This window comes from Pseudomonas sp. ERMR1:02 (genome assembly GCF_002277815.1).
Taxonomy (GTDB): domain Bacteria; phylum Pseudomonadota; class Gammaproteobacteria; order Pseudomonadales; family Pseudomonadaceae; genus Aquipseudomonas.
The window spans coordinates 62080-84202 of sequence record NZ_NKJI01000016.1 but is presented as its reverse complement, the minus strand read 5'-3'; the positions used below and the strand labels follow the sequence as shown (position 1 = coordinate 84202).

The 22123-nt window shown below is 58.0% G+C and carries 21 protein-coding genes, 3 pseudogenes and 1 riboswitch; of the genes and pseudogenes, 8 read left to right on the top strand and 16 right to left on the bottom strand.

The features are described from left to right. Window positions 1-612: a cob(I)yrinic acid a,c-diamide adenosyltransferase gene (cobO, locus tag CES87_RS23940; RefSeq protein WP_128608043.1), complete on the bottom strand. Its 612-nt coding sequence runs from the start codon at window positions 610-612 to the stop codon at window positions 1-3. Between the two features lie 80 nt (window positions 613-692). Then, window positions 693-924: riboswitch (cobalamin riboswitch) on the bottom strand. A 52-nt stretch (window positions 925-976) separates the two neighbouring features. Here cobO and CES87_RS23935 point away from each other — a divergent pair. Both CES87_RS23935 and CES87_RS23930 read left to right on the top strand, forming a co-directional pair. Further along, window positions 977-1243, top strand: a pseudogene (locus tag CES87_RS23935) (hypothetical protein); the annotation flags it as partial. A gap of 68 nt (window positions 1244-1311) precedes the next feature. Then, entirely contained in the window at window positions 1312-2625 is a 1314-nt protein-coding gene (locus CES87_RS23930; protein WP_128608042.1) for a sorbosone dehydrogenase family protein, read from the top strand. Between the two features lie 137 nt (window positions 2626-2762). Here CES87_RS23930 and CES87_RS23925 read toward each other — a convergent pair whose 3' ends face one another. From CES87_RS23925 to CES87_RS23900, 6 genes and pseudogenes are all read right to left on the bottom strand, one after another. Beyond that, complete coding sequence (locus CES87_RS23925; RefSeq protein ID WP_128608041.1) at window positions 2763-3416, bottom strand: O-methyltransferase; 654 nt, start codon at window positions 3414-3416, stop codon at window positions 2763-2765. 18 nt (window positions 3417-3434) lie between these two features. After that, the gene (locus CES87_RS23920) at window positions 3435-3971 is read right to left on the bottom strand and encodes a C40 family peptidase (protein ID WP_128608040.1); all 537 of its coding nucleotides are present in this window, start codon (window positions 3969-3971) and stop codon (window positions 3435-3437) included. 165 nt (window positions 3972-4136) lie between these two features. After that, a complete protein-coding gene (locus CES87_RS23915) occupies window positions 4137-4787 on the bottom strand; it encodes a C40 family peptidase (RefSeq protein ID WP_128608039.1) in 651 nt (216 codons plus the stop codon). A 225-nt stretch (window positions 4788-5012) separates the two neighbouring features. Next, window positions 5013-5716: pseudogene (gene hda / locus CES87_RS23910) on the bottom strand (DnaA regulatory inactivator Hda). A gap of 209 nt (window positions 5717-5925) precedes the next feature. Further along, window positions 5926-6999 carry an AI-2E family transporter gene (locus CES87_RS23905; RefSeq protein ID WP_128608037.1) on the bottom strand — a complete coding sequence of 358 codons (1074 nt, stop codon included), beginning with the start codon at window positions 6997-6999 and terminating at the stop codon, window positions 5926-5928. A gap of 37 nt (window positions 7000-7036) precedes the next feature. Beyond that, entirely contained in the window at window positions 7037-8095 is a 1059-nt protein-coding gene (locus CES87_RS23900) for a DUF2066 domain-containing protein (protein ID WP_128608036.1), read from the bottom strand. Between the two features lie 383 nt (window positions 8096-8478). Here CES87_RS23900 and purM point away from each other — a divergent pair, with 383 nt between their 5' ends. The 5 genes from purM to CES87_RS23875 all read left to right on the top strand — a co-directional run bounded on the left by purM (window position 8479) and on the right by CES87_RS23875 (window position 12493). Then, window positions 8479-9537 carry a phosphoribosylformylglycinamidine cyclo-ligase gene (purM, locus tag CES87_RS23895; protein ID WP_128608035.1) on the top strand — a complete coding sequence of 353 codons (1059 nt, stop codon included), beginning with the start codon at window positions 8479-8481 and terminating at the stop codon, window positions 9535-9537. An 11-nt stretch (window positions 9538-9548) separates the two neighbouring features. Then, the gene (gene purN, locus CES87_RS23890) at window positions 9549-10199 is read left to right on the top strand and encodes a phosphoribosylglycinamide formyltransferase (protein ID WP_128608034.1); all 651 of its coding nucleotides are present in this window, start codon (window positions 9549-9551) and stop codon (window positions 10197-10199) included. An 8-nt stretch (window positions 10200-10207) separates the two neighbouring features. After that, window positions 10208-10921 (top strand): DUF3108 domain-containing protein, encoded by a 714-nt coding sequence (locus CES87_RS23885; protein ID WP_128608033.1) that lies wholly within the window; start codon window positions 10208-10210, stop codon window positions 10919-10921. 232 nt (window positions 10922-11153) lie between these two features. After that, window positions 11154-11570, top strand: coding sequence for an OsmC family protein (locus CES87_RS23880; RefSeq protein ID WP_128608032.1), 417 nt, complete (start codon window positions 11154-11156; stop codon window positions 11568-11570). Between the two features lie 62 nt (window positions 11571-11632). Beyond that, window positions 11633-12493, top strand: coding sequence for a pirin family protein (locus tag CES87_RS23875; RefSeq protein ID WP_128608031.1), 861 nt, complete (start codon window positions 11633-11635; stop codon window positions 12491-12493). Between the two features lie 159 nt (window positions 12494-12652). On the opposite strand, the pseudogene CES87_RS23870 reads toward CES87_RS23875, so the two are convergent. The 4 genes and pseudogenes from CES87_RS23870 to CES87_RS23855 form a co-directional block, all read right to left on the bottom strand. Further along, window positions 12653-13380, bottom strand: a pseudogene (locus CES87_RS23870) (dienelactone hydrolase family protein). Between the two features lie 67 nt (window positions 13381-13447). After that, window positions 13448-15352, bottom strand: coding sequence for a molecular chaperone HtpG (gene htpG / locus CES87_RS23865; protein WP_128608030.1), 1905 nt, complete (start codon window positions 15350-15352; stop codon window positions 13448-13450). Window positions 15353-15433: 81 nt separating this feature from the next. Further along, complete coding sequence (locus tag CES87_RS23860) at window positions 15434-15886, bottom strand: PaaI family thioesterase (protein WP_128608029.1); 453 nt, start codon at window positions 15884-15886, stop codon at window positions 15434-15436. Beyond that, window positions 15883-16359: a PaaI family thioesterase gene (locus tag CES87_RS23855; protein WP_128608028.1), complete on the bottom strand. Its 477-nt coding sequence runs from the start codon at window positions 16357-16359 to the stop codon at window positions 15883-15885. Before CES87_RS23855 ends, CES87_RS23860 begins: the two co-directional genes overlap by 4 nt. 159 nt (window positions 16360-16518) lie before the next feature. Here CES87_RS23855 and CES87_RS23850 point away from each other — a divergent pair, with 159 nt between their 5' ends. Next, window positions 16519-16752 (top strand): hypothetical protein, encoded by a 234-nt coding sequence (locus CES87_RS23850; RefSeq protein ID WP_128608027.1) that lies wholly within the window; start codon window positions 16519-16521, stop codon window positions 16750-16752. A 78-nt stretch (window positions 16753-16830) separates the two neighbouring features. On the opposite strand, the gene CES87_RS23845 is transcribed toward CES87_RS23850, so the two are convergent. From CES87_RS23845 to sucC, 5 genes are all read right to left on the bottom strand, one after another. Next, the gene (locus tag CES87_RS23845; RefSeq protein WP_128608026.1) at window positions 16831-17232 is read right to left on the bottom strand and encodes an MAPEG family protein; all 402 of its coding nucleotides are present in this window, start codon (window positions 17230-17232) and stop codon (window positions 16831-16833) included. Next, window positions 17232-17969 carry a DUF599 domain-containing protein gene (locus tag CES87_RS23840; protein WP_128608025.1) on the bottom strand — a complete coding sequence of 246 codons (738 nt, stop codon included), beginning with the start codon at window positions 17967-17969 and terminating at the stop codon, window positions 17232-17234. Before CES87_RS23840 ends, CES87_RS23845 begins: the two co-directional genes overlap by 1 nt. Before the next feature lie 256 nt (window positions 17970-18225). Then, entirely contained in the window at window positions 18226-19539 is a 1314-nt protein-coding gene (gene brnQ / locus CES87_RS23835) for a branched-chain amino acid transport system II carrier protein (RefSeq protein WP_128608024.1), read from the bottom strand. A 397-nt stretch (window positions 19540-19936) separates the two neighbouring features. Then, window positions 19937-20818 carry a succinate--CoA ligase subunit alpha gene (sucD, locus tag CES87_RS23830; RefSeq protein WP_128608023.1) on the bottom strand — a complete coding sequence of 294 codons (882 nt, stop codon included), beginning with the start codon at window positions 20816-20818 and terminating at the stop codon, window positions 19937-19939. Further along, window positions 20818-21984, bottom strand: a complete 1167-nt coding sequence (sucC, locus tag CES87_RS23825) for an ADP-forming succinate--CoA ligase subunit beta (protein WP_008148602.1) — start codon at window positions 21982-21984, stop codon at window positions 20818-20820. Before sucC ends, sucD begins: the two co-directional genes overlap by 1 nt. Window positions 21985-22123: the final 139 nt, after the last annotated feature.

Here is a 22123-nt window from a genome sequence, read left to right as displayed (position 1 = left end):
TCACAGCTCGACGCCTTTTTGCGCCTTGATACCAGCCTGGAAGGCGTGCTTCATCATGCCCATTTCGGTGACGGTGTCGGCCAACTCGATCATCTGCGGCTTCGCCCCGCGACCGGTAACCACCACATGCTGCATCGGTGGACGCGCCTGCAAATCGCCGAGCACCTGATCGAGATCGAGGTAGCCGTGCTTGAGCGCGATGTTCAACTCATCCAGCACCACCAGGCCGATGGATGGATCGCGCAGCAATTGCTGCGACACAGCCCAGGCCGCTTCTGCGGCGGCGATATCGCGCTGACGGTCCTGGGTTTCCCAGGTAAAGCCCTCGCCCATCACGTGAAAACGCACCTGCTCAGGGAAGCGCCGGAAAAACAACTCCTCACCCGTGCTGTTGCGACCCTTGATGAACTGCACCACGCCGCACTGCATGCCATGACCCATGGACCGGGCGAGCATGCCGAACGCCGAGCTGCTTTTGCCTTTGCCGTTGCCGGACAGCACCAGCAACAGGCCGCATTCGTTCGGGGAATTGGCGATGCGTTCGTCGATCACGGCTTTTTTGCGCAACATGCGCGCCAGATGACGTTCGTCACGATCAGGGGTGTCAGTCATGGGGAGCTCTCCGTTGAGGCTGGATAACGGCGGGCGGGCACAAGAATAGACGGCAAGAAGCCTGGCATCGCCCACCGTGATGCCGTTTGGATGGATCAGGCCGGTCTCCGGGCTCATGAGCGGCGTTGGCCTGACTGCGCGCCTTCCCATGTCATTTGACACAGTGGCTCAAGGCGCAGTTTTTAACTCATTTACCGTTGCGGGGGCAGCGCCGGGATCGCAGGCCTTGATGCATTGAATCGGCCACTCACCGGCTTCCCTGTTTCACTCTGTCGACCGGGGCCACAGAGCACCTGAAACAAGCCGCGAAGGTTAGAGGGTTGGGGGTGGAGCGTCAATTGAAGACGGGGCGTACCAGTGAATATTGACCCAGGCGCTGCACGACGTCACCAGTGCTGCCAGACTAATCAGCTTTGCCAGCGACCTGAAACTCGGTTGCCTGTTCGTTGCACCACAAAAAACCCAGCATGGCGCCACCCCGGAAGAATTGCAGGACATGGTCGATGACCTGCAAAAGGAGCACACCTGCGCCGTGGCCTGGTATTTCCCCTACGCCTACCGCAAATTGCGCAATGAAGCGGGCCAATATCACCCCGGCATCGCTGTGCTGCTCAAGGAGGCTCGCGGCTGACCCGTTGAACCATCGCGCGCTTGCGCTTCTCTACTGATCAGGCCCATGGATTCATAGGGAAGATCAGCATGCGCAAGCCCCAGCTCGTTCTCGTCATCGCCCTCGCCGGAGGACTTGCCGCTTGCGGTGAAACCTCCAGCCTGCAAGTCTCCGACGGCACCGGCCCGTCTCCCAAACTGCCTGAACCCAACAAGACACTGATGCCGACGATGAACATCGCCCCGGCAATCGGCTGGCCGAACGGCGCAAAACCCGTCGCCGCCGCCGGCACGCAAGTGACCGCTTTTGCCGAGGGCCTCGATCATCCGCGCTGGTTGTATGTGCTGCCCAACGGCGACGTACTGGTCGCCGAAACCAACGCCCCACCCAAACCCGATGACGGTAAAGGCATCAAGGGCTGGGTGATGAAGAAAGTCATGGCGCGCGCCGGCGCTAGCGTGCCGAGTCCGAACCGCATCACCCTACTGCGGGATAAGGACCATGATGGCATTGCCGAAACCCGCACCGTTTTTCTGGAAAACCTCAACTCGCCTTTCGGCATGACCCTGGTAGGTAATGACCTTTACGTCGCCGAAACCGACCGCCTGCTGCGCTTCCACTATGAAAACGGTGACACGGCGATCAAGTCGCCGCCGATCAAAGTGGTCGACCTGCCGGGCGGCACTCTCAATCACCACTGGACGAAAAATGTTATCGCCAGCAAGGACGGCAGCAAGCTGTACGTCACGGTAGGTTCCAACAGCAACGTCGCCGAAAACGGCATGGATAAGGAAGAAGGACGCGCGGCGATCTGGGAAGTGGACCGCGCCACCGGCAACCACCGGATCTTTGCTTCAGGGATTCGCAATCCGAACGGTCTGGCCTGGGAGCCTTCGAGCGGCGCACTGTGGACAGCCGTCAATGAACGGGATGAAATCGGTAGCGACCTGGTGCCGGATTACATCACCTCCGTGAAAGACGGCGGGTTTTATGGCTGGCCTTACAGCTATTACGGTCAGCACGTGGACATCCGCGTCGAACCGCAAAACCCTGAGTTGGTGGCCAAGGCCATTGCGCCAGACTATGCGGTCGGCCCGCATACCGCATCGCTGGGTCTGACGTTTGCCCAAGGCAACACGTTGCCGACGCAGTTCAAGGAAGGTGCCTTTATCGGCCAGCACGGCTCATGGAACCGCAAGCCGCATAGTGGCTACAAAGTGATTTTCGTGCCCTTCAGCGCTGGCAAACCGACCGGGCAGCCGGTAGATGTGCTGACCGGATTCCTTAATGATGAGGAAAAGGCCATGGGCCGTCCGGTGGGCGTGGTGATTGACCAGCAGGGTGACTTGCTGGTGGCGGATGATGTGGGAAACAAGGTTTGGCGCGTGTCGGCAGTAAAGTAACGACACATAACACTGTGGGAGCGGCGGTGCGACGATTCGACTTGCTCACGAAGGGGGCGTGTCAGTCGACATAAATGTTGACTGACCCACCGCTTCGCGAGCAAGTCGAATCGTCGCACCGCCGCTCCCACAAGGGTTCAGCGTTTCCGGCAGAGCGTGAGCCCATCCCCCAACGGCAACAACGACAGATCCACCCGCGCATCATCCTTCAAGGCGCGATTGAGCGCCTGAATGGCCTGGGTATCTGCGCTTTCTGGATTTTCTTCAAGTACCCGGCCGCTCCACAGCGTGTTATCGAACACCGCCAGACCTCCGGTACGCAACAGACGTAGCGCATGTTCCAGGTAGGCTGGATAGTTAGCCTTGTCGGCATCGATGAAAATCAGATCGAATAGATCCGGCTGATCCAGCTTGCTCAGGGTTTCCAGTGCAGGCGCCAAGCGCAGATCAATGCGCCCGTCCAGCCCGGCCTCTTGCCAGTAGCGACGCGCAGTGGCGTTGTATTCTCCGGGAATGTCACAGCAGGTCAACGATCCGTCTTCTGGCAATGCCGCCGCCATGCACAGCGCGCTGTAACCGGTGAAGGTACCGACTTCGAGCACACGCCTGGCGCCAGTGAGCTTCACCAGCAACGCGAGAAACTGCCCCTGCTCCGGGGCCACCTGCCAACGCGCCATGGGCAGCGCCTGGGTTTCGTCGCGCAAGCGCTTGAGCAGCGGCGTCTCCCGCAGGGAAACGTCGAGCAGGTAGTGATAGAGCGAATCGTCGAGATTGAGCGTGCGAGCAGTCATGACAACAACCTCAGACTGTTACGGGTTGCGCGCCAGGTGCTCCGGTTGCAGGACGCGCTTGGCGCTGAGGTAGGCTTTCTGCCAATACGCCTTGGACAAGCTGTCGAGCTTCACCGTGCCACCCGTGGCAGGCGCGTGAACGAAACGGCCTTCACCGACGTAGATACCGGCATGGCTGACCTGGGAACCGCCATTGGTGGCAAAGAAAATCAGGTCACCGGTTTGCAGGCCCTCCTTGCCTACATTGGCCGCTTGCATGGAGATCATTTCGCGAGTGGTTCGCGGCAAGGAAATGCCGGCGACATCCCGATACACGTAGCCGATCAGCCCGCTGCAATCGAAACCGGAATCCGGCGTATTGCCGCCCCAGCGATAAGGCGTACCCACCAGGCCCAACGCACGAAACAGCACGTCTTCCGCTTCAGGCGAAAAAGCTTGGGAGGGACCGAAAACGATGGGAGCGCGAACCACCGGCGCAGGTGGCGGAGTGCGGCTGGCGCAAGCACTGAGCAGCGCTGCGAAAAGCATGATTGCGAGGCGGGCCGACGTCGTCATTAGCAGAACACTCTGATCTGGCTGCGGCTTTTTTCTGCAGAGGGCGCAGAAAAGAAAACCGCCTGCGCATCACGCAGGCGGTTTGCCATCATTCATAGATCAGATTCTAGCGCTTATGCGGCAAACTTCAAGTAAGACTTTAAGTTCGCCTTACAAAATGTCCGCTTACTTGCGTGCCGTGATGATCGGGCTCGCGGAAGGCGCCATCGCGAGGGCGCGCTTGGCTTCGATGAAGCTCTTGCTCCAGTAGCTGTCGCCCAGACTATCGATCCGCACACCACCACTTTTGCGGCTGCTGGAATGGATGAACTGGTTGTCACCCAGATAGATCCCGGCGTGACTGACGCGGCCGCGACGGCCATTGGTGGCGAAGAACAGCAGGTCACCCGGCTTGAGTTTGCCGCGAGATACCAGTGGCGCATCCACGTTGATCATTTCGCGAGTAGACCGTGGCAGATTCATGCCTGCCTCTTCGCGGAACAGGTAACCGATGAAACCACTGCAATCGAAACCGGCTTCAGAAGTGCCACCGAAACGGTAACGAGTACCAATCAGAGACATGCCACGTTCGAGGATGCTGTCGGCCAGAACTGGAAGTTGATACGACTTGCCATCGGCGAAGTCGGCCAGTTCTTTTTCGGTGGTTACTTCTTCTTCCTGGAAAAGAGCTTCCTGATAACGAGCGGAAGATTGGGCAGTAGCAGAGTTTTGAACTTGCTGTTGTTGCTCTTGCTGGGACACTGGAGTGTGGGCAGCGCAACCGAACAACAGGGTAACGAGTGCGAGAGGCACGAGGGGTGCGAAGCGCTTTAGCATGGGCACGACCGTGGCTGATGGTTTTAAAGAAGCCGCGACTATGCCCGCTATCAACCTCATTTGCAAATTCAATCGAACTTTTTGTGACTTCCCTGTTTCTCGTTTACATCTAAGCGCTTAAACCCATTTTGATTGCTTGCGTAGCCTGCAACTTGCAGGAAAGCGCACTTTCTGGCGCCTGAAATATGCAAAAATCGCTGCAGCCCCCAGAATTATTGGGTTTATCTACCAGCCAAGCGTTTCTTTCAGGAAAGGAATCGTGAGCTTGCGCTGAGCTTGAAGAGAGGCCTGGTCGAGGCGTTCAAGCAACTCGAACAGCGCACTCATGCTTCGGGTCCCGCGGGTCAAAATAAAGTGCCCGACTTCATCAGTCAGGTGCAGGCCGCGACGGGATGCGCGCAGTTGGAGGGCACGCAATTTGTCTTCATCGGAAAGCGGGCGCATCTGGAAGATCAGCGCCAGGGTCAGGCGCGATTTTAGGTCCGCCAGCTTCACCGGCAGTTCACGCGGGGAGGTCGACGCGGCAATCAGCAGACGCCGACCACTGTCACGCAGACGATTGAACAAATGGAACAGCGCTTCTTCCCAGTCAGCCTTCCCCGCTACTGCCTGTAGATCATCCAGGCAAACCAGTTCGTACTGTTCAAGGTTGTCGAGAATTTCGACGCCGCGATCCATCAACTCGGCCAGAGGCAGATACACCGCCGGCTCACCCATCTGCTCGAAACGCAGGCAAGCGGCCTGCAACAAATGTGTGCGCCCTACTCCGTGTTTGCCCCAAAGGTAAATCAGGCTTTCGGTCCAACCGGCGTCGGCTTCGCACAGTCGCTCGACATAGCCGAGTGCAGCGGCATTGGCGCCTGGGTAGTAGTTGATAAAGGTGGCGTCATCACGCAGACGCACACCTAGGGCAGCTGAATCGGTTTCATGCTGACTGAACAGTTCCAAAGGAACCGTTAGTGGCCTCTGTGTAAAGTTTGCGAAGTTTATACCCGTGAAGCCGACCGCACAATGCGACACACCACAAGCAAAATCAAAGGTTTGCGTTGACGCCCCGGTTTTATGACAGTTTCTTTGGCGGTGCAGGCACCTACCCGGCATCAATCCGGCATCAATCCGGGCTGGTTCGCGAAGAAGCCTAAAGCTCTGGCTCGTCAATACCACTATAAATATCTGAATCCTTATACAAATCATGTACATGTCGCACCAGCACCATGATGACCGCTGCCACCGGCAGCGCCAGCAAAACGCCGGTAAAACCGAACAATTCACCACCGGCAAGGATCGCGAAGATCACCGCAACCGGGTGCAGACCGATGCGATCACCCACCAGCAACGGCGTCAGCACCATGCCCTCCAGCGCCTGACCGACCATGAACACCGCAACGATGCCGACCATGGGATACAGTTCGCCACCGAACTGGAATAGACCGGCAATTAATGCCGCGCCAATACCGATAACAAACCCCATGTACGGCACAATCGCCGCCAGACCGGCAATCAGACCGATCAACAAGCCGAGTTCCAGCCCCACGAGCATCAAGCCTGCGGCGTAGATCACACCCAACGCCACCATCACCAGCAACTGCCCGCGCACAAACGCCCCGAGTACTTCATGGCATTCACCGGCCAGCGACACAGCGCGCTCTTCGCGGTCCCGGGGCAGCAAGCTGCGTATCTTGGCCATCATCAGGTCCCAATCACGCAGCAAGTAAAAACTCACCACCGGTATCAGCACCAGATTCGCCAGCCAGCCAATCAACGCAAGACCGGAAGCCGTCGCCTGACTCAGCACCACTCCCACAATGTCGGTGGTCTGCCCCATGTGTTCACTGATGGCAGCCTTGAGCTTGTCGAACTTCCAGAAGCCTTCCGACAAGCCGAACTTCGATTGCGCCCACGGCAACGCCGTGTGCTGTAACCAGTCGAGCATCTGCGGTGCCAGCTCATATAAACGAAAAAGCTGCTTGGCGAGCATAGGCACTAATACCAGCAGTAACGTCGTGAAGATCAGAGTGAACAAGGCGAATACCGCCACCACGCCCAAGGTTCGAGACAGTCCGGCCCTTTCCAGCCGATCCACCAGTGGATCAAACAGATAAGCCAACAGCAACGCCACCAGGAACGGCGTCAGAATCGGATGCAACAGCCAGATGAACGCACAGAGCAGAACCACTCCACCCAACCAGAACCAACGCCGCGTATCGGCCATGAACCACTCCATTGCTTCTATATAAAGAAAGAAAAACCTACCAGCGGAAACGCAATTGCGGTGTCGGCGCCGGAGCGGGCGTTGCGGCAGGGGCCGAACCGCCGGCTGACGGTGCAACAGGCACCACGGGAGCTGGTGCTGGCGTCGCTGCTACCTCCTGCAACTTCGCCAGCGACAACTGCGCCCGTAACTGGTCGGTACTGCCATTGACCCGATAAAGAATCCGGTCGCCGTCGACACTTTGCGGACGCCCGCCAAAAGGCTCCAGCAAACGCCCGAGCGTCGCATAGCGCTCAAGGTTCATGCCCTGCACTTCCAGCAATTGTTGAGTGGACGCTCCCGGCTTGGCGACGAACCGCGGCGCCAGTCGCTCGTTGACCGCCAGCATCACCGCGTCTGCCAATGCCGCTTGATCGGCGCCCTGGACGCTACCGGCTTCTTTCTGATCGCCCAGCCACAACCGCCACTTGGCTTGCCACTGCCCGCCCTCTTCACGGGCATGTACCGCCAGCAAGGCATCGGCATTGTAACGTTCCGATGCACCCCGCAATGGCGCCGGATCCGCGCCTTCCAGATTCGGAGCGGTGGCGACGATCTGTTCATTCAGATCCGCCAACGGTAATCGCAGCGGCAAGCCGCGATGTTGCGCCGCACGACGCAGCGGTGCCGCACTGGCCTGGCCATCACCCACCAGACTTGAACCCCCGGTAGAATCATTCAACCACCAACCGAGAATCGACGGCCGGTTGGCGCCCCACATGGCCAGCCCGGCACGGCGCAAGGCCTGTTCGGTGGTTGCTGGATCGAAATCGACTTTCAGCACTTGCGGCGGCCCCGCATCAAAGCCGTACTGACTGATAATTTGCTGCGGATCTTTGTGGATAACCGCCAACCCCGGGCTTTGCGTCGCCTTGGGGTCGCCGGTAAGACGCAAGACAAGCGTGTCGAGGGCGCGCTGAGTCGCTTGATCGCGCTCTTCCGCAGACTGGCCGCTCACCGGTTCGCGCACCTGGTAAAGGCCTTTGACGGTTTCGGCATGACTGGCCAGGCTGACCACTGACAAACAGCCCACAAACAAGAATTTACAAAAACGCATGGAAGATTCCTGACGACAAGAGCGGTTGGAACAGACCGCATGAAGACGTTCGAGCAAGGTTGTGACCATTGCCCGGCGCAAAACATTCACACGTCCTGGGTAAGTTTTTGCACTGTCATAACCATAGACGCTTAATGGCGATACCTTACGCAGGCCTGAAGGATGCCACCAGCGCGCAGAAATTACGGTTTTTTTAAACGGATATGCCCCTGCCGTCGGCCTGAGGATGGCCGCTGCCCTTCAAGCCTGATAAAATCGCGCGCCTTCGCAGACCGGCAACAGCCGGGCACCTTCGAAATTCGCGTGAGGCAATCGCCCTCGTCGATTTCGGCGGCCCCGCTGAACTCGGTCGTTACCCCTGAATCCCCCTAAAGGCCTGGATCATGAGCAAGCAACCCTCCCTGAGCTACAAGGACGCCGGTGTAGACATCGACGCCGGTGAAGCATTGGTCGAACGCATCAAGAGCGTCGCCAAGCGCACTGCGCGCCCGGAAGTCATGGGCGGCCTGGGCGGTTTCGGCGCCCTCTGCGAAATCCCGGCCGGCTACAAGCAGCCCGTGCTGGTTTCCGGCACTGACGGCGTTGGCACCAAGCTGCGCCTGGCACTGAACCTGAACAAGCATGACAGCATCGGCATCGACCTGGTGGCCATGTGCGTCAACGACCTGGTGGTCTGCGGCGCCGAGCCGCTGTTCTTCCTCGACTACTACGCCACCGGCAAACTCAACGTCGAAACCGCGACCCAGGTCGTCACCGGCATCGGCGCAGGCTGCGAGCTGTCCGGCTGCTCCCTGGTCGGCGGCGAAACCGCTGAAATGCCTGGCATGTACGAAGGCGAAGACTACGATCTGGCCGGCTTCTGTGTTGGCGTCGTGGAAAAATCCGAAATCATCGACGGTTCCAAAGTCGCTGCCGGCGATGCCCTGCTCGCCCTGCCGTCTTCCGGCCCGCACTCCAACGGTTACTCGCTGATCCGCAAGATCATCGAAGTTTCCGGTGCCGACATCGAGAATACCCAGCTCGATGGCAAGCCGCTGACCGACCTGCTGATGGCCCCGACCCGCATCTACGTGAAGCCGCTGCTCAAGCTGATCAAGGAAACCGGCGCCGTCAAGGCCATGGCTCACATCACCGGTGGCGGTCTGCTGGACAACATCCCGCGCGTGCTGCCAAAAGGCGCTCAAGCGGTGGTTGACGTTGCAAGCTGGACCCGCCCGGCGGTGTTCGACTGGCTGCAAGAGAAAGGCAACGTCGACGAAAACGAAATGCACCGCGTGCTGAACTGCGGCGTGGGCATGGTCATCTGTGTGGCTCAAGAGCACGTTGAAGCCGCTCTGAAGGTGCTGCGCGAAGCCGGCGAGCAGCCTTGGGTCATCGGTCAGATCTCCACCGCTGCCGAAGGCGCGCCTTCGGTTGAACTGAAGAACCTCAAGGCACACTGATGCAAGAGCGGATGTCCCAGACCTGTGATGTGGTGGTGCTGTTGTCCGGCACCGGCAGTAACTTGCAGGCCTTGATCGACAGCACGCGGACCGGCGACAGCCCGGCCCGCATCGCTGCGGTGATTTCCAACCGCGCCGACGCCTACGGCCTGCAACGCGCCAGGGATGCGGGTATCGACACCCGCACCCTGGATCACAAGGCTTTCGATGGCCGCGAGGCCTTCGATGCCGCGCTGATCGAACTGATCGACGCGTTCAACCCCAAACTTGTGGTACTGGCCGGCTTCATGCGCATTCTCAGCGCTGACTTCGTGCGTCATTACCAGGGTCGCCTGCTCAACATCCATCCTTCGCTGCTACCCAAATACAAAGGGTTACACACTCATCAGCGAGCGCTGGAGGCTGGCGACGCTGAACACGGCTGCTCCGTGCACTTCGTCACTGAGGAACTCGATGGCGGACCACTGGTCGTACAGGCAGTAATACCGGTAGAGTTGCAGGACTCGCCACAGAGTCTGGCGCAGCGGGTCCATATTCAGGAACACCTGATCTACCCGATGGCCGTACGCTGGTTTGCCGAAGGCCGGTTATCACTCGGCGATCAAGGTGCTTTACTGGATGGACAGTTACTCGCGGCCAGCGGCCACTTGATTCGAACCTAGGAGATTTTATGCGTCGTGCCCTGCTCTTCGCTTGCGCTCTGCTCGCCGTGCCCTTCGCACAGGCTGCAGACCTTCAACCGTTCTCCGCCAGTTATACGGCCGACTGGAAGCAGCTGCCCATGAGCGGCACCGCCGAACGCAGCCTGACCCAAGAAGCCAATGGCGTCTGGAAGCTCAGCTTCAAGGCTTCGATGATGATCGCGAGTCTGTCTGAAGAAAGTACCCTGACTGTCGACAAGGACACCTTGCTGCCACAGTCCTACCACTTCGAACGTGGCGGCCTGGGCAAAGCCAAAAAGGCGGACCTGGACTTCGACTGGACCGCCAAAAAGGTTACCGGCACCGACCGTGGCGACGCGGTCAACATCCCGCTCAACCGCGGCATGGTCGACAAATCTACCTATCAGTTGGCTCTGCAGCATGACGTGGCCGCCGGCAAAAAAAGCATGAGCTATCAGGTGGTCGATGATGGCGAAGTCGATACCTATGACTTCCGCGTGCTGGGCTCGGAAAAAGTCGATACCAAGGCTGGCCAGATCGACGCGATCAAGGTTGAGCGCGTGCGCGACCCGACACAAAGCAAACGCACCACCGTGCTGTGGTTCGCCAAGGATTGGGACTACCTGCTGGTTCGCCTGCAACAGGTCGAAACCGACGGCAAGGAGTACAACATCATGCTCCTGGACGGCAAGGTCAACGGCAAGACTGTCAAAGGAAGCTGATCCACATCGACACTAAGAAGCCTCGCAAACGCGGGGCTTTTTTTGATTCAAAGGATCGCAGCCTCGTTTCACTCGACAGCTCCTACATGGACTATGAGTTTCATGTAGGAGCTGTCGAGTGAAACGAGGCTGCGATCTTTGATCTTTCCCGGAACGCACAAAGGAAGCAATGCTCTATACCTTCAAGGTTCTTTTTGATCGAATGACCATTCCTACTGCTGCGAGGTTCTCCATGACTGTCACCGTCAACACCGTCTCCGCCGAAGGTTTTCGTCACAGCGTGCAAATCGATGATCACGAACTCTTTGCCGACGTGCCCTCCACTGCTGGCGGTGAAGGCTCGGCACCGGAGCCACACGATTACTTTGATGCCGCACTGGGCGCCTGCAAAGCCCTGACCCTGAAGCTATATGCTAAGAAGAAGGACATCCCGCTGACCGGTGTCGGCGTCGAGGTCAAACGCGACAACAGCCAGGAGCAGAAGGGAAAATACGCGTTGCACGTCAAACTGACCCTCAAAGGTGTACTCACCGACGCGCAGCGTGACGAGCTGCATCGTGTGGCCGACCGTTGCCCGATTCACAAGTTGATGACCACGAGCGAAGTCAGCATCGAAACCCACCTGTCCGAAGGTGCGTTCAGTCAATAGCGGCAAGGGCAGCGCAAGCGGGTTATGCTCGACCGCATCACCCGCTCAGCCTGGAACGCACCATGAACACTCCGCTCGTGATCCGCCCCCGCGCCGAAGATGTCGAAGGCCAGCCGATTCTTCGCCCGTTGCCGTCAGCCAAATGCCGCAATGTCGGGCCCTTCGTGTTTTTTGACCACATGCTGGAAACCCGCTACGTCGCGGGAGAAGGCATGAACATCCGCCAGCATCCGCACATTGGTTTGTCCACGCTCACCTACCTATTTGAGGGTCAACTCCAGCACAAGGACAGCCTCGGTTCGGACCAGGTGGTCAATGCAGGAGATGTCAGCTGGATGACCGCCGGCAGCGCCATCGCCCACGTCGAGCGCACGCCCGCCCCCCTTAAAGAAAGCGGCTTCACAATGCACGGCTTGCAGATTTGGCTGGCCTCGCCCAAGGGCCATGAGCACGGTCCGGGCCATTACAGCCACCACCCTGCGTCTACGCTTCCGGTCAGTGAAAACCTTGGCGTGAAGATCCGCATGATTGCCGGTTCAGGCTTTTGCCTGGAGTCGCCGGTGCCGGTGCTTTCTCCTACGCTGTACGCGGAATTGAACCTGCAGACGGCGACGACCTTGCTGATTCCCACCGAGCATGAAGAACGCGCGCTGTATCTGCTCAGTGGCGAAGCACAACTGGATGGCGAACCGATTGAGCCGCACTCCCTGGTGGTGCTGCCTGTCGGTGAAGAGATGACGTTGTTCGCCGAGAGCGATTGTCATGCGGTGTTGTTCGGCGGAGCACCGCTGGACGGTCCGCGCCGGATCAACTGGAATTTTGTCGCGAGCGATCCGGCATTGATCGACGAAGCGCGTCGACGCTGGGCGGCTGGGGATTGGCCGACGGTGCCGGGGGAAGTTGAGCGGATTGAGTTGCCTTAAGATCGTCTTTGCCAATTACATCGCCTTCGCGAGCAAGCCCGCTCCCACATTTGACCGAGTCGGCCGCAGAAACCTGCAACCACCGACGCAATTCCCTGTGGGAGCGGGCTTGCTCGCGAAGAGGCCGGCACCAACACCGACCCTGTCAAGGCACAATGATCAGCCCTTGAACACTTCATCCAGCAAGTTGTGCATCGAAGTGAATGCCCGGGCGGCTACCTTCGCGTCGTACATCATCATCCCGGCACTTTGGCGTGCGGATCAGTGAACGAGTGGAACGCACCGCCGTAACTGAGCAGCTGCCAATCCACGCCGGCGGCATTCATTTCATCTTCAAAAGCTGGCAATTGCTCTTTAGGCACCAATGGATCGGAAGCGCCGTGGAGCACCAGTACCGAGCCCTTGATGTTTTTCGCATCGCTGGCATTCGGGGTATCGAGAGTCCCGTGGAACGAGACCGCAGCTTTCAACGGTGCACCGGTACGAGCAAGCTCCAGCGCGCAACAACCGCCAAAGCAGAAACCGAAGGTCGCCAGTTTCGAAGTATCGACCGCCGCCTCACCCTGCTTCTGCAACTGTTCGAACGCCACCTGCATGCGCTTGCGCAGCAATGCACGGTCATTCTTCAGCGGCATCATCGCCGCGCCCGCCTCGTCGTTATTCTGCGGACGGACCGACTGGCCGTAGAGATCCGCGATCAAAACCACGTAACCCTTGGCTGCCACCGATTTGGCGATTTCCTCGGCACCGGCGCCGACGCCCATCCAGTTCGGCGCCATCAACAAACCCGGACGCGTGCCCTTATGGTCGGCGTCGAAAGCAAGGCGGCTTTCGTAGGGCTGGCCATCAATCTGGTAAGCAACGGAACGTACAGTGATTTGGCTCATTTCAGACTCCTGATTTTTAAACACCAGAATGAAAAAACCCGCCGAAGCGGGCTTTTCTAAAACGCAGTTAAACCGACAGTTCAACCAATAGCTTGTTCAGCCGACGTACATACGCCGCCGGATCTTTCAAGCTGTCACCGGCCGCCAGAGCCGCCTGATCGAAGAGGATGTGCGACAGGTCACCGAAGCGCTCGTCGCTCTGCTCGTTGTCGAGCTTCTCGATCAGCGGGTGAGCCGGGTTGAATTCGAAGATCGGCTTCGAATCTGGAACCTTCTGACCGCTCGCTTCCAGAATCTGGCGCATTTGCAGACCCAGGTCCTGCTCGCCGATGGCCAGGATCGCCGGGGAATCGGTCAGGCGATGGGAAACCCGTACTTCAGCAACGGATTCGCCCAGCGCGGTTTTCAGACGCTCCACCAGACCTTCCTTGGACTTGGCGACTTCTTGCGCTGCCTTCTTGTCCTCTTCCGAGTCCAGGTTGCCCAGATCCAGATCACCGCGCGCCACGTCGACAAAGTTCTTGCCGTCGAAGTCGCTGAGGTAGCTCATCAGCCACTCGTCGATACGGTCGGTGAGCAGCAGCACTTCGATGCCTTTCTTGCGGAAGACTTCCAGGTGCGGGCTGTTTTTGACTTGGGCGTAGGTTTCGCCGGTCAGGTAGTAAATCTTGTCCTGACCTTCCTTGGCGCGAGCCAGGTATTCGGCCAGACCGACAATTTGCTCACCTTCGTCACCGCTGGTCGATGCGAAACGCAGCAGGCCGGCGATTTTCTCTTTGTTGGCGAAGTCTTCTGCCGGGCCTTCTTTCATGACCTGACCGAAGTTCTTCCAGAAGCCTTTGTATTGCTCGGGCTCGTTTTTCGCCAGTTTCTCCAGCATGTCCAGGACGCGCTTGGTCAGTGCCGACTTCATGGAGTCGATGATCGGGTCTTTCTGCAGGATTTCCCGCGACACATTCAGCGACAGGTCGTTGGAGTCGACCACACCTTTGATGAAGCGCAGATACAACGGCAGGAACGACTCGGCCTGGTCCATGACGAACACGCGCTGCACGTACAGCTTCAGGCCTTTCGGCGCTTCACGCTGGTACAGGTCGAAAGGCGCACGAGCCGGCAGATACAGCAGCGAGCTGTATTCCAGCTTGCCTTCGACCTTGTTGTGGCTCCAGCTCAGCGGGTTTTCGAAGTCGTGAGCGATGTGTTTGTAGAACTCCTGGTATTCCTCGTCCTTCACTTCAGTGCGAGGGCGAGTCCACAGGGCGCTGGCGCGGTTGACGGTTTCCCATTCAACGGCCGGCTTCTCTTCGCCTTCAACGGCTGCCACTTCTTTGGGCAACTCAATCGGCAAGGCGATGTGGTCGGAGTACTTCTTGATGATGTTACGCAGACGCCAGCCATCGGCGAATTCGTCTTCAGCAGCTTTAAGGTGCAGGACGATGCGAGTGCCGCGCTCGGCCTTGTCGGTGGTGGCGACTTCAAACTCACCCTCACCTTTGGACGACCAGTGCACGCCTTCGCTGGCCGGGCTACCGGCACGACGGCTGAACACGTCGACTTTATCGGCAACGATGAACGCGGAGTAGAAACCCACACCGAACTGACCGATCAGGTGAGAGTCTTTCTTCTGATCGCCCGACAGGTTTTTCATGAAGTCGGCGGTGCCGGACTTGGCGATGGTCCCCAGATGCGTGATCACATCTTCACGGCTCATGCCGATGCCGTTGTCTTCGAGAGTGACGGTTTTAGCGTCTTTGTCGAAGCTCACACGGATTTTGAGTTCGGCGCCACCTTCCAGCAGGTCAGGCTTGGACAAGGCTTCGAAACGTAATTTGTCTACAGCGTCAGAGGCGTTCGAGATCAATTCGCGAAGGAAAATTTCCTTGTTGGAATACAGCGAATGGATCATGAGGTGCAGCAGCTGCTTTACCTCGGTCTGGAAGCCCAGGGTTTCCTTTTGAGTTTCCACACTCATGGTCATCAAACTCCAATCAGATGGCATAAGCCGCGACCTAGAGGGTCGGCGGCGGGTTGTCATCAGAGTTGGGGGCTGAGTTCAGGATTTCAAGGGCTCATCGAGTTTGAAATGCGCCCGAGCGGTGGCAATGGGTTCACCTTCAGTGCTTTGCCACGCCGTAATCGCCACGTTGGCCACCCGGCGTCCCTGGCGGCACACCTGGCATCGGGCCCAGGTATCGCGAAATTGTCCGGCACGCAGGTAATCAAGGGAAAAGTCGATAATCTTCGGCACGCCCTGCGAGCCCGTAGCGATAAGCAGGTGCAGCGCGGCCGACAGCTCCATGAAACCGGCAATCACGCCACCATGGATAGCGGGCAGCAAAGGGTTACCAATGTTGTCCTTGTTGGCCGGCAGACGAAACAGCAGTTCATCACCCACTCGCGAGCATTCGACACCGATCAGCGTGGCGTAGGGAATCAGCTGCAGCAATGAGGTGTAGTCGCCCTGCTCATGGGCCTGTCGCAATTGTTCCTGGAAACCGTCAGTCATTTCACACCTCCGGCGATCGCGCCACCAAATCCCTTGGTGCCCTTGATGCCCTTGCCCATGCGCATGAAGGTGCCCACGACATGAGCAATTGGCTGCTCTGGATCGTCCTGATAGGCAAAGCCGCGGGCAAAGATCACGTCAGTGGTCACCCGGTAGCATTGAGCGAAACCATAGACCTCCTTATGCGGCTCGGCGGCATGCATATAGTCGATGCGCAAGTCGAGGGTCGGACAGACTTCGAATTCAGGTAGTACGCAGAGCGTGGACATGCCACAGGCGGTGTCCATCAGTGTGGTCAGTGCGCCGCCATGGATGACCCCGGTACTCGGGTTTCCAACAATCTGTTGGCTATAGGGCAGAACCACTGTGAGGCCTTCGTTGCTGGCGCTGTGCACTCGCAAACCCAGTACCTGGCAATGGCGCAGTGCCGACATAAATCGTATTGCGCGCTCAAAAACGGGGTTTTCGTCCATCTGATAATAACTCTTGTTTAATAGTCGTGGAGTGCAGTGGCGGTCCCCGCAAAAGTTCCGCGTTAGAACAAACTTATATATCTGAATGATTTGAGGAACTTAACCATTGGGGCTGTGCTCGAAAGGCCATCAGATACTTTTCACCAGGAGAAACACCCCATGCGTAAGACTTTAGCTATTGCCTTGATGTTGACCGCGACCCTCGGTCTCGCTGCCTGCGGTAAAAAGTCCGAGGACAAAGCTCAAGAAGCCAACAAACATGCTGAGCAAGCTCAGCAAGACATGAGCAAAGCTCAGGATAAAGTGAACGACGCAGCGAAAGAAAACGCCGAAGCTGCCAAAGCTCAGGCTGAATCGAACGAAGCAGCTGCAAAGGAAGCACCTAAAAACTAAAACAGTTTTTAGCGTGATCGAAGAGAACCCGCCGAGTGCGGGTTTTCTTTTGTCTCTATTTTTATTTGCCAATTTCCGTTAGAGCAAAATCGTTCGAAAAATCGGACTAATCATCAACAATAAAGTACAGACTAATCCCACCAGCCAAACCAGACTGCGCTGCCAGGCCAGATCCTTCCAGTAACACACCAAATAGATAACCCGGGCGATCACGAACATGATCGCCAGCAAGTCGATGAGCCATCCCGCCGTCTGCGTGGTATGCGCCATCAACACACCCACCGCAAACAATATGAACGCTTCGAAACAATTCTGATGTGCCGCTACCGCACGGGCACCCAACCCGGTGAGTTGCGCCTGCTGTTGGCGCGGCAGGTGATTGTTGTAACCACCCTGCTCTTTCATGGCCGTGGTCACGGGCATACGCGCCACGTAAATCAGCACGGCACTGATAAACACACACCAGAATGGAATACTCATCAAGCGGCCTCTTTAATCACCTCGGGCAATGGCGCCTCTGTAGGTGTATAGACCATCACGTCGAGAACGTCGGAATGAAACTCGCGGCGGTACAACACGAACACCACGCCGGCACTCATTAACATGAACAACCAGGGGCTGACGAACCAGGCCAGCATGGTCATACCGAAGTAATAAGAGCGTAGGCCAAAGTTGAACTGGTTGGCAGCCATGGAGATGACGCGTGCAGCTCTGGCGGCAAAGGCTTTGCGCTCCTGCTCGGACACATGACGCTCACCGATCATCGGCGCCGAGCCCACCAGAATGGCGGCGAAGTTGTACTGGCGCATACACCAGCTGAAGGTAAAGAACGCATAGACGAACACCAGCGCCAGGCACAGCAACTTGATCTCCGACATCCCTTGGGATGCCTGTTGCACCATCGGAATGTCCGCCAGCAACGACACCGCCCTTTCGGACGCCCCGAGTACCGTAAGAATGCCGGCCAGGATAATCAGGGTACTGGAGGCAAAGAACGACGCATTGCGCTCAAGGTTGCCGATCACACTGGCGTCGGCAATGCGGTTGTCACGCAGCAGCATGCGGCGCATCCAGTCTTCACGGTAAAGATGCAGAACGCTGGCCAGGCACGCGGTGTCGCGGCCCTTCCAGCTCGCATAGCGGGTGTAACCGCCCCAGCAGATGACGAACCAGAGCGCGGCGAGGAAGTGGATCAGATTGGCTTGGATGAACGACATGCAGGTCCTTGTGAAACGTGGGTGATGGTAAAACCCCGTAGGAGCGAGGCTTGCCCGCGAAAGCTGTGTGTCAGTCGACAAATATGTCAAATGGTATATCGCCTTCGCGGGCAAGCCTCGCTCCTATAAGGCAATGGTTCGACGTTAGCTCAAGGGAAAAGACACTGCATCGAGCGCATAAAAAATGCCCCGTATCGATTGATACGGGGCATTTCTGTTGTTGCTCAAAGGCCCGCTTGTGACGGGCCAGTGAAGCTTAAGCCAGCGCTTCGGCGCGCTTGCCCAGCAAACGATCGCATACCACGGCGACCACCAGGGTCATTACCGAAGGCACCAGCCATGCCAGTCCCTGCTCGCTCAGCGGCAAGTGCGCCAGTTGCGTTGGCATCCAGTCCGCCAGACCGGCCCCTTTGAGGGCATCGATCAGACCAAAGATGAACGACACCAGCATCACCGGACCCACGATGCGGCCCTGCTCATGCCAGAAGTCCTTGCAGAAGCTCAGGGCTACCAGGGCGATGCATGGCGGGTAGATCGCGGTCAGTACCGGGATCGAGAACGCGATCAGCTTGGTGAGGCCCAGGTTGGACACCAGCAGGGAGAAGGCAGCGAGGATAATCACCAGGGTCTTGTACGACAGTGGCAGTACACGACTGAAGTACTCGGCGCAGGCGCAGGTCAGGCCAACCGCGGTCACCAGGCACGCCAGGGAAATCAGCACCGCAAGGAAACCGCTGCCCAGGGAACCGAAGGTGTGCTGCACATAGGCGTGCAACACCGCTGCGCCGTTGGTCGCGCCGACGGCCACTTCATGGCTGCCCGAACCGAGACGAAACAGGCTGATATACACCAGAGCCAGGCCTACACCGGCGATCAAACCGGCAATGATCGCGTATCGGGTGATCAGCGCCGGCGATTCGACGCCGCGGGAGCGGATGGCGTTGACGATAACGATGCCGAACACCAGCGCACCAAGGGTATCCATGGTCAGGTAACCATTGATGAAACCCTGTGAGAACGGTGCCGCGACATATTCAGGCGTTGCCTGACCAATATCACCCGCTGGCAATGCGAATGCCGCGATGCCGAGTGCAGCCAAGGCAATAATCTTCAAAGGTGCAAGGAAACGTCCTACGGTATCCAGCAGACGGCCCGGATACAGCGAAATGAAGAACACCAGCAGGAAATACACCGAGCTGTAGAGAAACAGCGCCAGCGGACTTTCGCCGGTCAGGGGTGCCAGACCCACTTCGAAAGACACGGTAGCCGTGCGCGGTGTGGCAAACAGAGGACCAACGGCGAGGTAGCACGCGGCGGCGAGCAGGCCACCGGCAAGCTTACCGATCGGGCTGCTCAATGCATCCATGGCGCCACCGACCTTGGCCAGCGCTACAACGGTGATCACCGGCAGACCCACCGCCGTAACCAGAAAGCCCAGCGCCGCCATCCAGACGTTAGGCCCGGACTGCAAACCGACGATAGGCGGGAAGATGATATTGCCGGCCCCGACGAACAGGGCAAACGTCATAAAACCAAGTGCCAGGATGTCCTGACCTTTCAACACTTTCATTTAGGAAATACCACACTACTGAATCGGAATTTAGAGAGGGGTTTCCCTTATGGGTGAGGGAAATGCTGTCGGTCCGTATAAGACCGACCCGCTTAGCGCGTCGCTGCCTTGTGGGCGGCGGGTGCAAAAATGGCGGCTAGCCTAACGAATTTGGCCGCGAAACGCACTGTTAGAGGGCGAACATTCCGATCTGCGACATTTTCGTGTCGTGTTTTCATACGGAACATTCCTCCACTACGGTCCCTGCAGGGGCTGGCTTGTCGGGTCGCCGCATCGCAGCGAAGGCAGTGTGTCTGACACACCGTGTCGCCTGATTCGCCAGCAAGCCGGCTCCTACAAGCACAAAGGCCACCCGAAGGTGGCCTTTGTTTGGTAAAGCGTCAGCTAAGCGCGAAGCTTACTTGACAGCCCAACCAGTCAGCTCGGCCAGGGCCTTGCCGATGTCTGCCAGCGAACGCACGGTTTTAACGCCTGCGTCTTGCAAAGCAGCGAATTTCTCGTCTGCAGTGCCTTTGCCGCCAGAGATGATTGCGCCAGCATGGCCCATGCGCTTGCCCGGAGGAGCAGTCACACCAGCGATGTAGGAAACAACCGGCTTGGTCACGTGTGCCTTGATGTAGGCAGCCGCTTCTTCTTCAGCCGAACCGCCGATCTCGCCGATCATCACGATCGCTTCGGTCTTCGGGTCTTCCTGGAACAGCTTCAGGATGTCGATGAAGTTCGAACCCGGGATCGGGTCACCGCCGATGCCGACGCAAGTCGACTGACCGAAACCGGCGTCAGTAGTCTGCTTAACAGCTTCGTAGGTCAAGGTGCCGGAACGGGAAACGATACCGACCTTGCCTGGCAAGTGAATGTGACCTGGCATGATGCCGATCTTGCATTCGCCTGGAGTGATCACGCCTGGGCAGTTAGGGCCGATCAGGACAATGCCCAACTCGTCGCAAACTACTTTGGCATCCAGCATGTCCAGGGTAGGAATGCCTTCGGTGATGCACACGATCAGCTTGATGCCGCCGAAAGCAGCTTCCAGGATCGAGTCCTTGCAGAAAGGAGCCGGAACGTAGATCACGCTGGCGGTGGCGCCAGTGGCAGCTACGGCGTCTTTCACGGTGTTGAACACTGGCAGACCCAGGTGCTCGGTGCCGCCTTTGCCTGGAGTTACACCACCAACCATCTTGGTGCCGTACTCGATGGCTTGCTGGGTGTGGAAACTACCTTGCGAACCGGTAATACCCTGGCAGATAACTTTGGTGTCTTTATTGATCAGGACGCTCATTATTTGCCCTCCGCAGCTTTGACAACTTGTTGAGCAGCGTCGGTCAGGCTGGTAGCAGCGATGATGTTCAAACCGCTTTCTGCCAGTACTTTAGCGCCCAGCTCAGCGTTGTTGCCTTCAAGGCGAACAACAACCGGGATTTTCACGCCGACTTCTTTCACAGCGCCAATGATGCCTTCGGCAATCATGTCGCAACGAACGATGCCGCCGAAGATGTTGACCAATACTGCAGCGACGTTAGTGTCGGACAGGATGATCTTGAACGCTTCGGTAACGCGTTCTTTGGTAGCACCGCCGCCTACGTCGAGGAAGTTGGCTGGTTTGCCGCCATGCAGGTTGACGATGTCCATGGTACCCATGGCCAGGCCAGCACCGTTGACCATGCAACCGATGTTGCCTTCCAGCGCTACGTAGTTCAGTTCGAACTTGGCAGCGTGCGCTTCGCGCGGATCGTCTTGCGACGGATCGTGGAAAGTCTTCAGCTTAGGCTGACGGTACATGGCGTTGGCGTCGATGTTGATCTTGGCGTCCAGGCAGTGCAGATCGCCGTCAGCCTTGATCACCAGCGGGTTCACTTCCAGCAGAGCCAGGTCGTGATCCTTGAACAGCTTGGCCAGACCTACGAAGATCTTGGCGAACTGAGCAACTTGCTTGCCTTCCAGACCCAGCTGGAATGCCAGCTCGCGACCCTGGAATGGCTGAGCGCCAACCAGTGGATCGATAGTGGCCTTGAGGATTTTCTCAGGGGTGTCGTGAGCGATTTTCTCGATGTCCACGCCACCTTCGGTGGAAGCCATGAACACGATGCGACGGCTCGAACGGTCAACGACAGCGCCCAGGTACAGCTCTTTAGCGATATCAGTGCACGATTCAACCAGGATCTTGGTGACTGGCTGACCATTGGCATCAGTCTGGTAAGTCACCAGACGCTTGCCCAACCACTGTTGAGCAAATGCTTTGGCGTCTTCTTTGCTGCGAACCAGCTTAACGCCGCCCGCTTTACCGCGACCACCGGCGTGGACCTGGGCTTTGACAACCCACTCGGTGCCGCCGATTTTGTCGCAAGCTTCTGCTGCTGCTTCCGGGGTGTCTACGGCGAAACCCTGGGATACTGGCAGGCCGTACTCAGCGAACAGCTGCTTACCCTGATACTCGTGAAGATTCATGCTTATTACCGTCTTCGTTAGGTACTGCGCATTCGGTGCTGCACTTGTTCAAGTGCCGCACCACCTGTGACTGCTGCTCGCGTAGCCTTTCCGGACAACCGGTGCAGCTACGCAAGGCTGCGTCCAGCGGATATTCCGC

Bases quoted from the DNA above. Each gene is read 5' to 3' on its own strand.
- cobO (WP_128608043.1), bottom strand. From the start codon at position 612: ATGACTGACACCCCTGATCGTGACGAACGTCATCTGGCGCGCATGTTG.
- CES87_RS23930 (WP_128608042.1), top strand. From the start codon at position 1,312: ATGCGCAAGCCCCAGCTCGTTCTCGTCATCGCCCTCGCCGGAGGACTT.
- CES87_RS23925 (WP_128608041.1), bottom strand. From the start codon at position 3,416: ATGACTGCTCGCACGCTCAATCTCGACGATTCGCTCTATCACTACCTG.
- CES87_RS23920 (WP_128608040.1), bottom strand. From the start codon at position 3,971: ATGACGACGTCGGCCCGCCTCGCAATCATGCTTTTCGCAGCGCTGCTC.
- CES87_RS23915 (WP_128608039.1), bottom strand. From the start codon at position 4,787: ATGCTAAAGCGCTTCGCACCCCTCGTGCCTCTCGCACTCGTTACCCTG.
- CES87_RS23905 (WP_128608037.1), bottom strand. From the start codon at position 6,999: ATGGCCGATACGCGGCGTTGGTTCTGGTTGGGTGGAGTGGTTCTGCTC.
- CES87_RS23900 (WP_128608036.1), bottom strand. From the start codon at position 8,095: ATGCGTTTTTGTAAATTCTTGTTTGTGGGCTGTTTGTCAGTGGTCAGC.
- purM (WP_128608035.1), top strand. From the start codon at position 8,479: ATGAGCAAGCAACCCTCCCTGAGCTACAAGGACGCCGGTGTAGACATC.
- purN (WP_128608034.1), top strand. From the start codon at position 9,549: ATGTCCCAGACCTGTGATGTGGTGGTGCTGTTGTCCGGCACCGGCAGT.
- CES87_RS23885 (WP_128608033.1), top strand. From the start codon at position 10,208: ATGCGTCGTGCCCTGCTCTTCGCTTGCGCTCTGCTCGCCGTGCCCTTC.
- CES87_RS23880 (WP_128608032.1), top strand. From the start codon at position 11,154: ATGACTGTCACCGTCAACACCGTCTCCGCCGAAGGTTTTCGTCACAGC.
- CES87_RS23875 (WP_128608031.1), top strand. From the start codon at position 11,633: ATGAACACTCCGCTCGTGATCCGCCCCCGCGCCGAAGATGTCGAAGGC.
- htpG (WP_128608030.1), bottom strand. From the start codon at position 15,352: ATGAGTGTGGAAACTCAAAAGGAAACCCTGGGCTTCCAGACCGAGGTA.
- CES87_RS23860 (WP_128608029.1), bottom strand. From the start codon at position 15,886: ATGACTGACGGTTTCCAGGAACAATTGCGACAGGCCCATGAGCAGGGC.
- CES87_RS23855 (WP_128608028.1), bottom strand. From the start codon at position 16,359: ATGGACGAAAACCCCGTTTTTGAGCGCGCAATACGATTTATGTCGGCA.
- CES87_RS23850 (WP_128608027.1), top strand. From the start codon at position 16,519: ATGCGTAAGACTTTAGCTATTGCCTTGATGTTGACCGCGACCCTCGGT.
- CES87_RS23845 (WP_128608026.1), bottom strand. From the start codon at position 17,232: ATGAGTATTCCATTCTGGTGTGTGTTTATCAGTGCCGTGCTGATTTAC.
- CES87_RS23840 (WP_128608025.1), bottom strand. From the start codon at position 17,969: ATGTCGTTCATCCAAGCCAATCTGATCCACTTCCTCGCCGCGCTCTGG.
- brnQ (WP_128608024.1), bottom strand. From the start codon at position 19,539: ATGAAAGTGTTGAAAGGTCAGGACATCCTGGCACTTGGTTTTATGACG.
- sucD (WP_128608023.1), bottom strand. From the start codon at position 20,818: ATGAGCGTCCTGATCAATAAAGACACCAAAGTTATCTGCCAGGGTATT.
- sucC (WP_008148602.1), bottom strand. From the start codon at position 21,984: ATGAATCTTCACGAGTATCAGGGTAAGCAGCTGTTCGCTGAGTACGGC.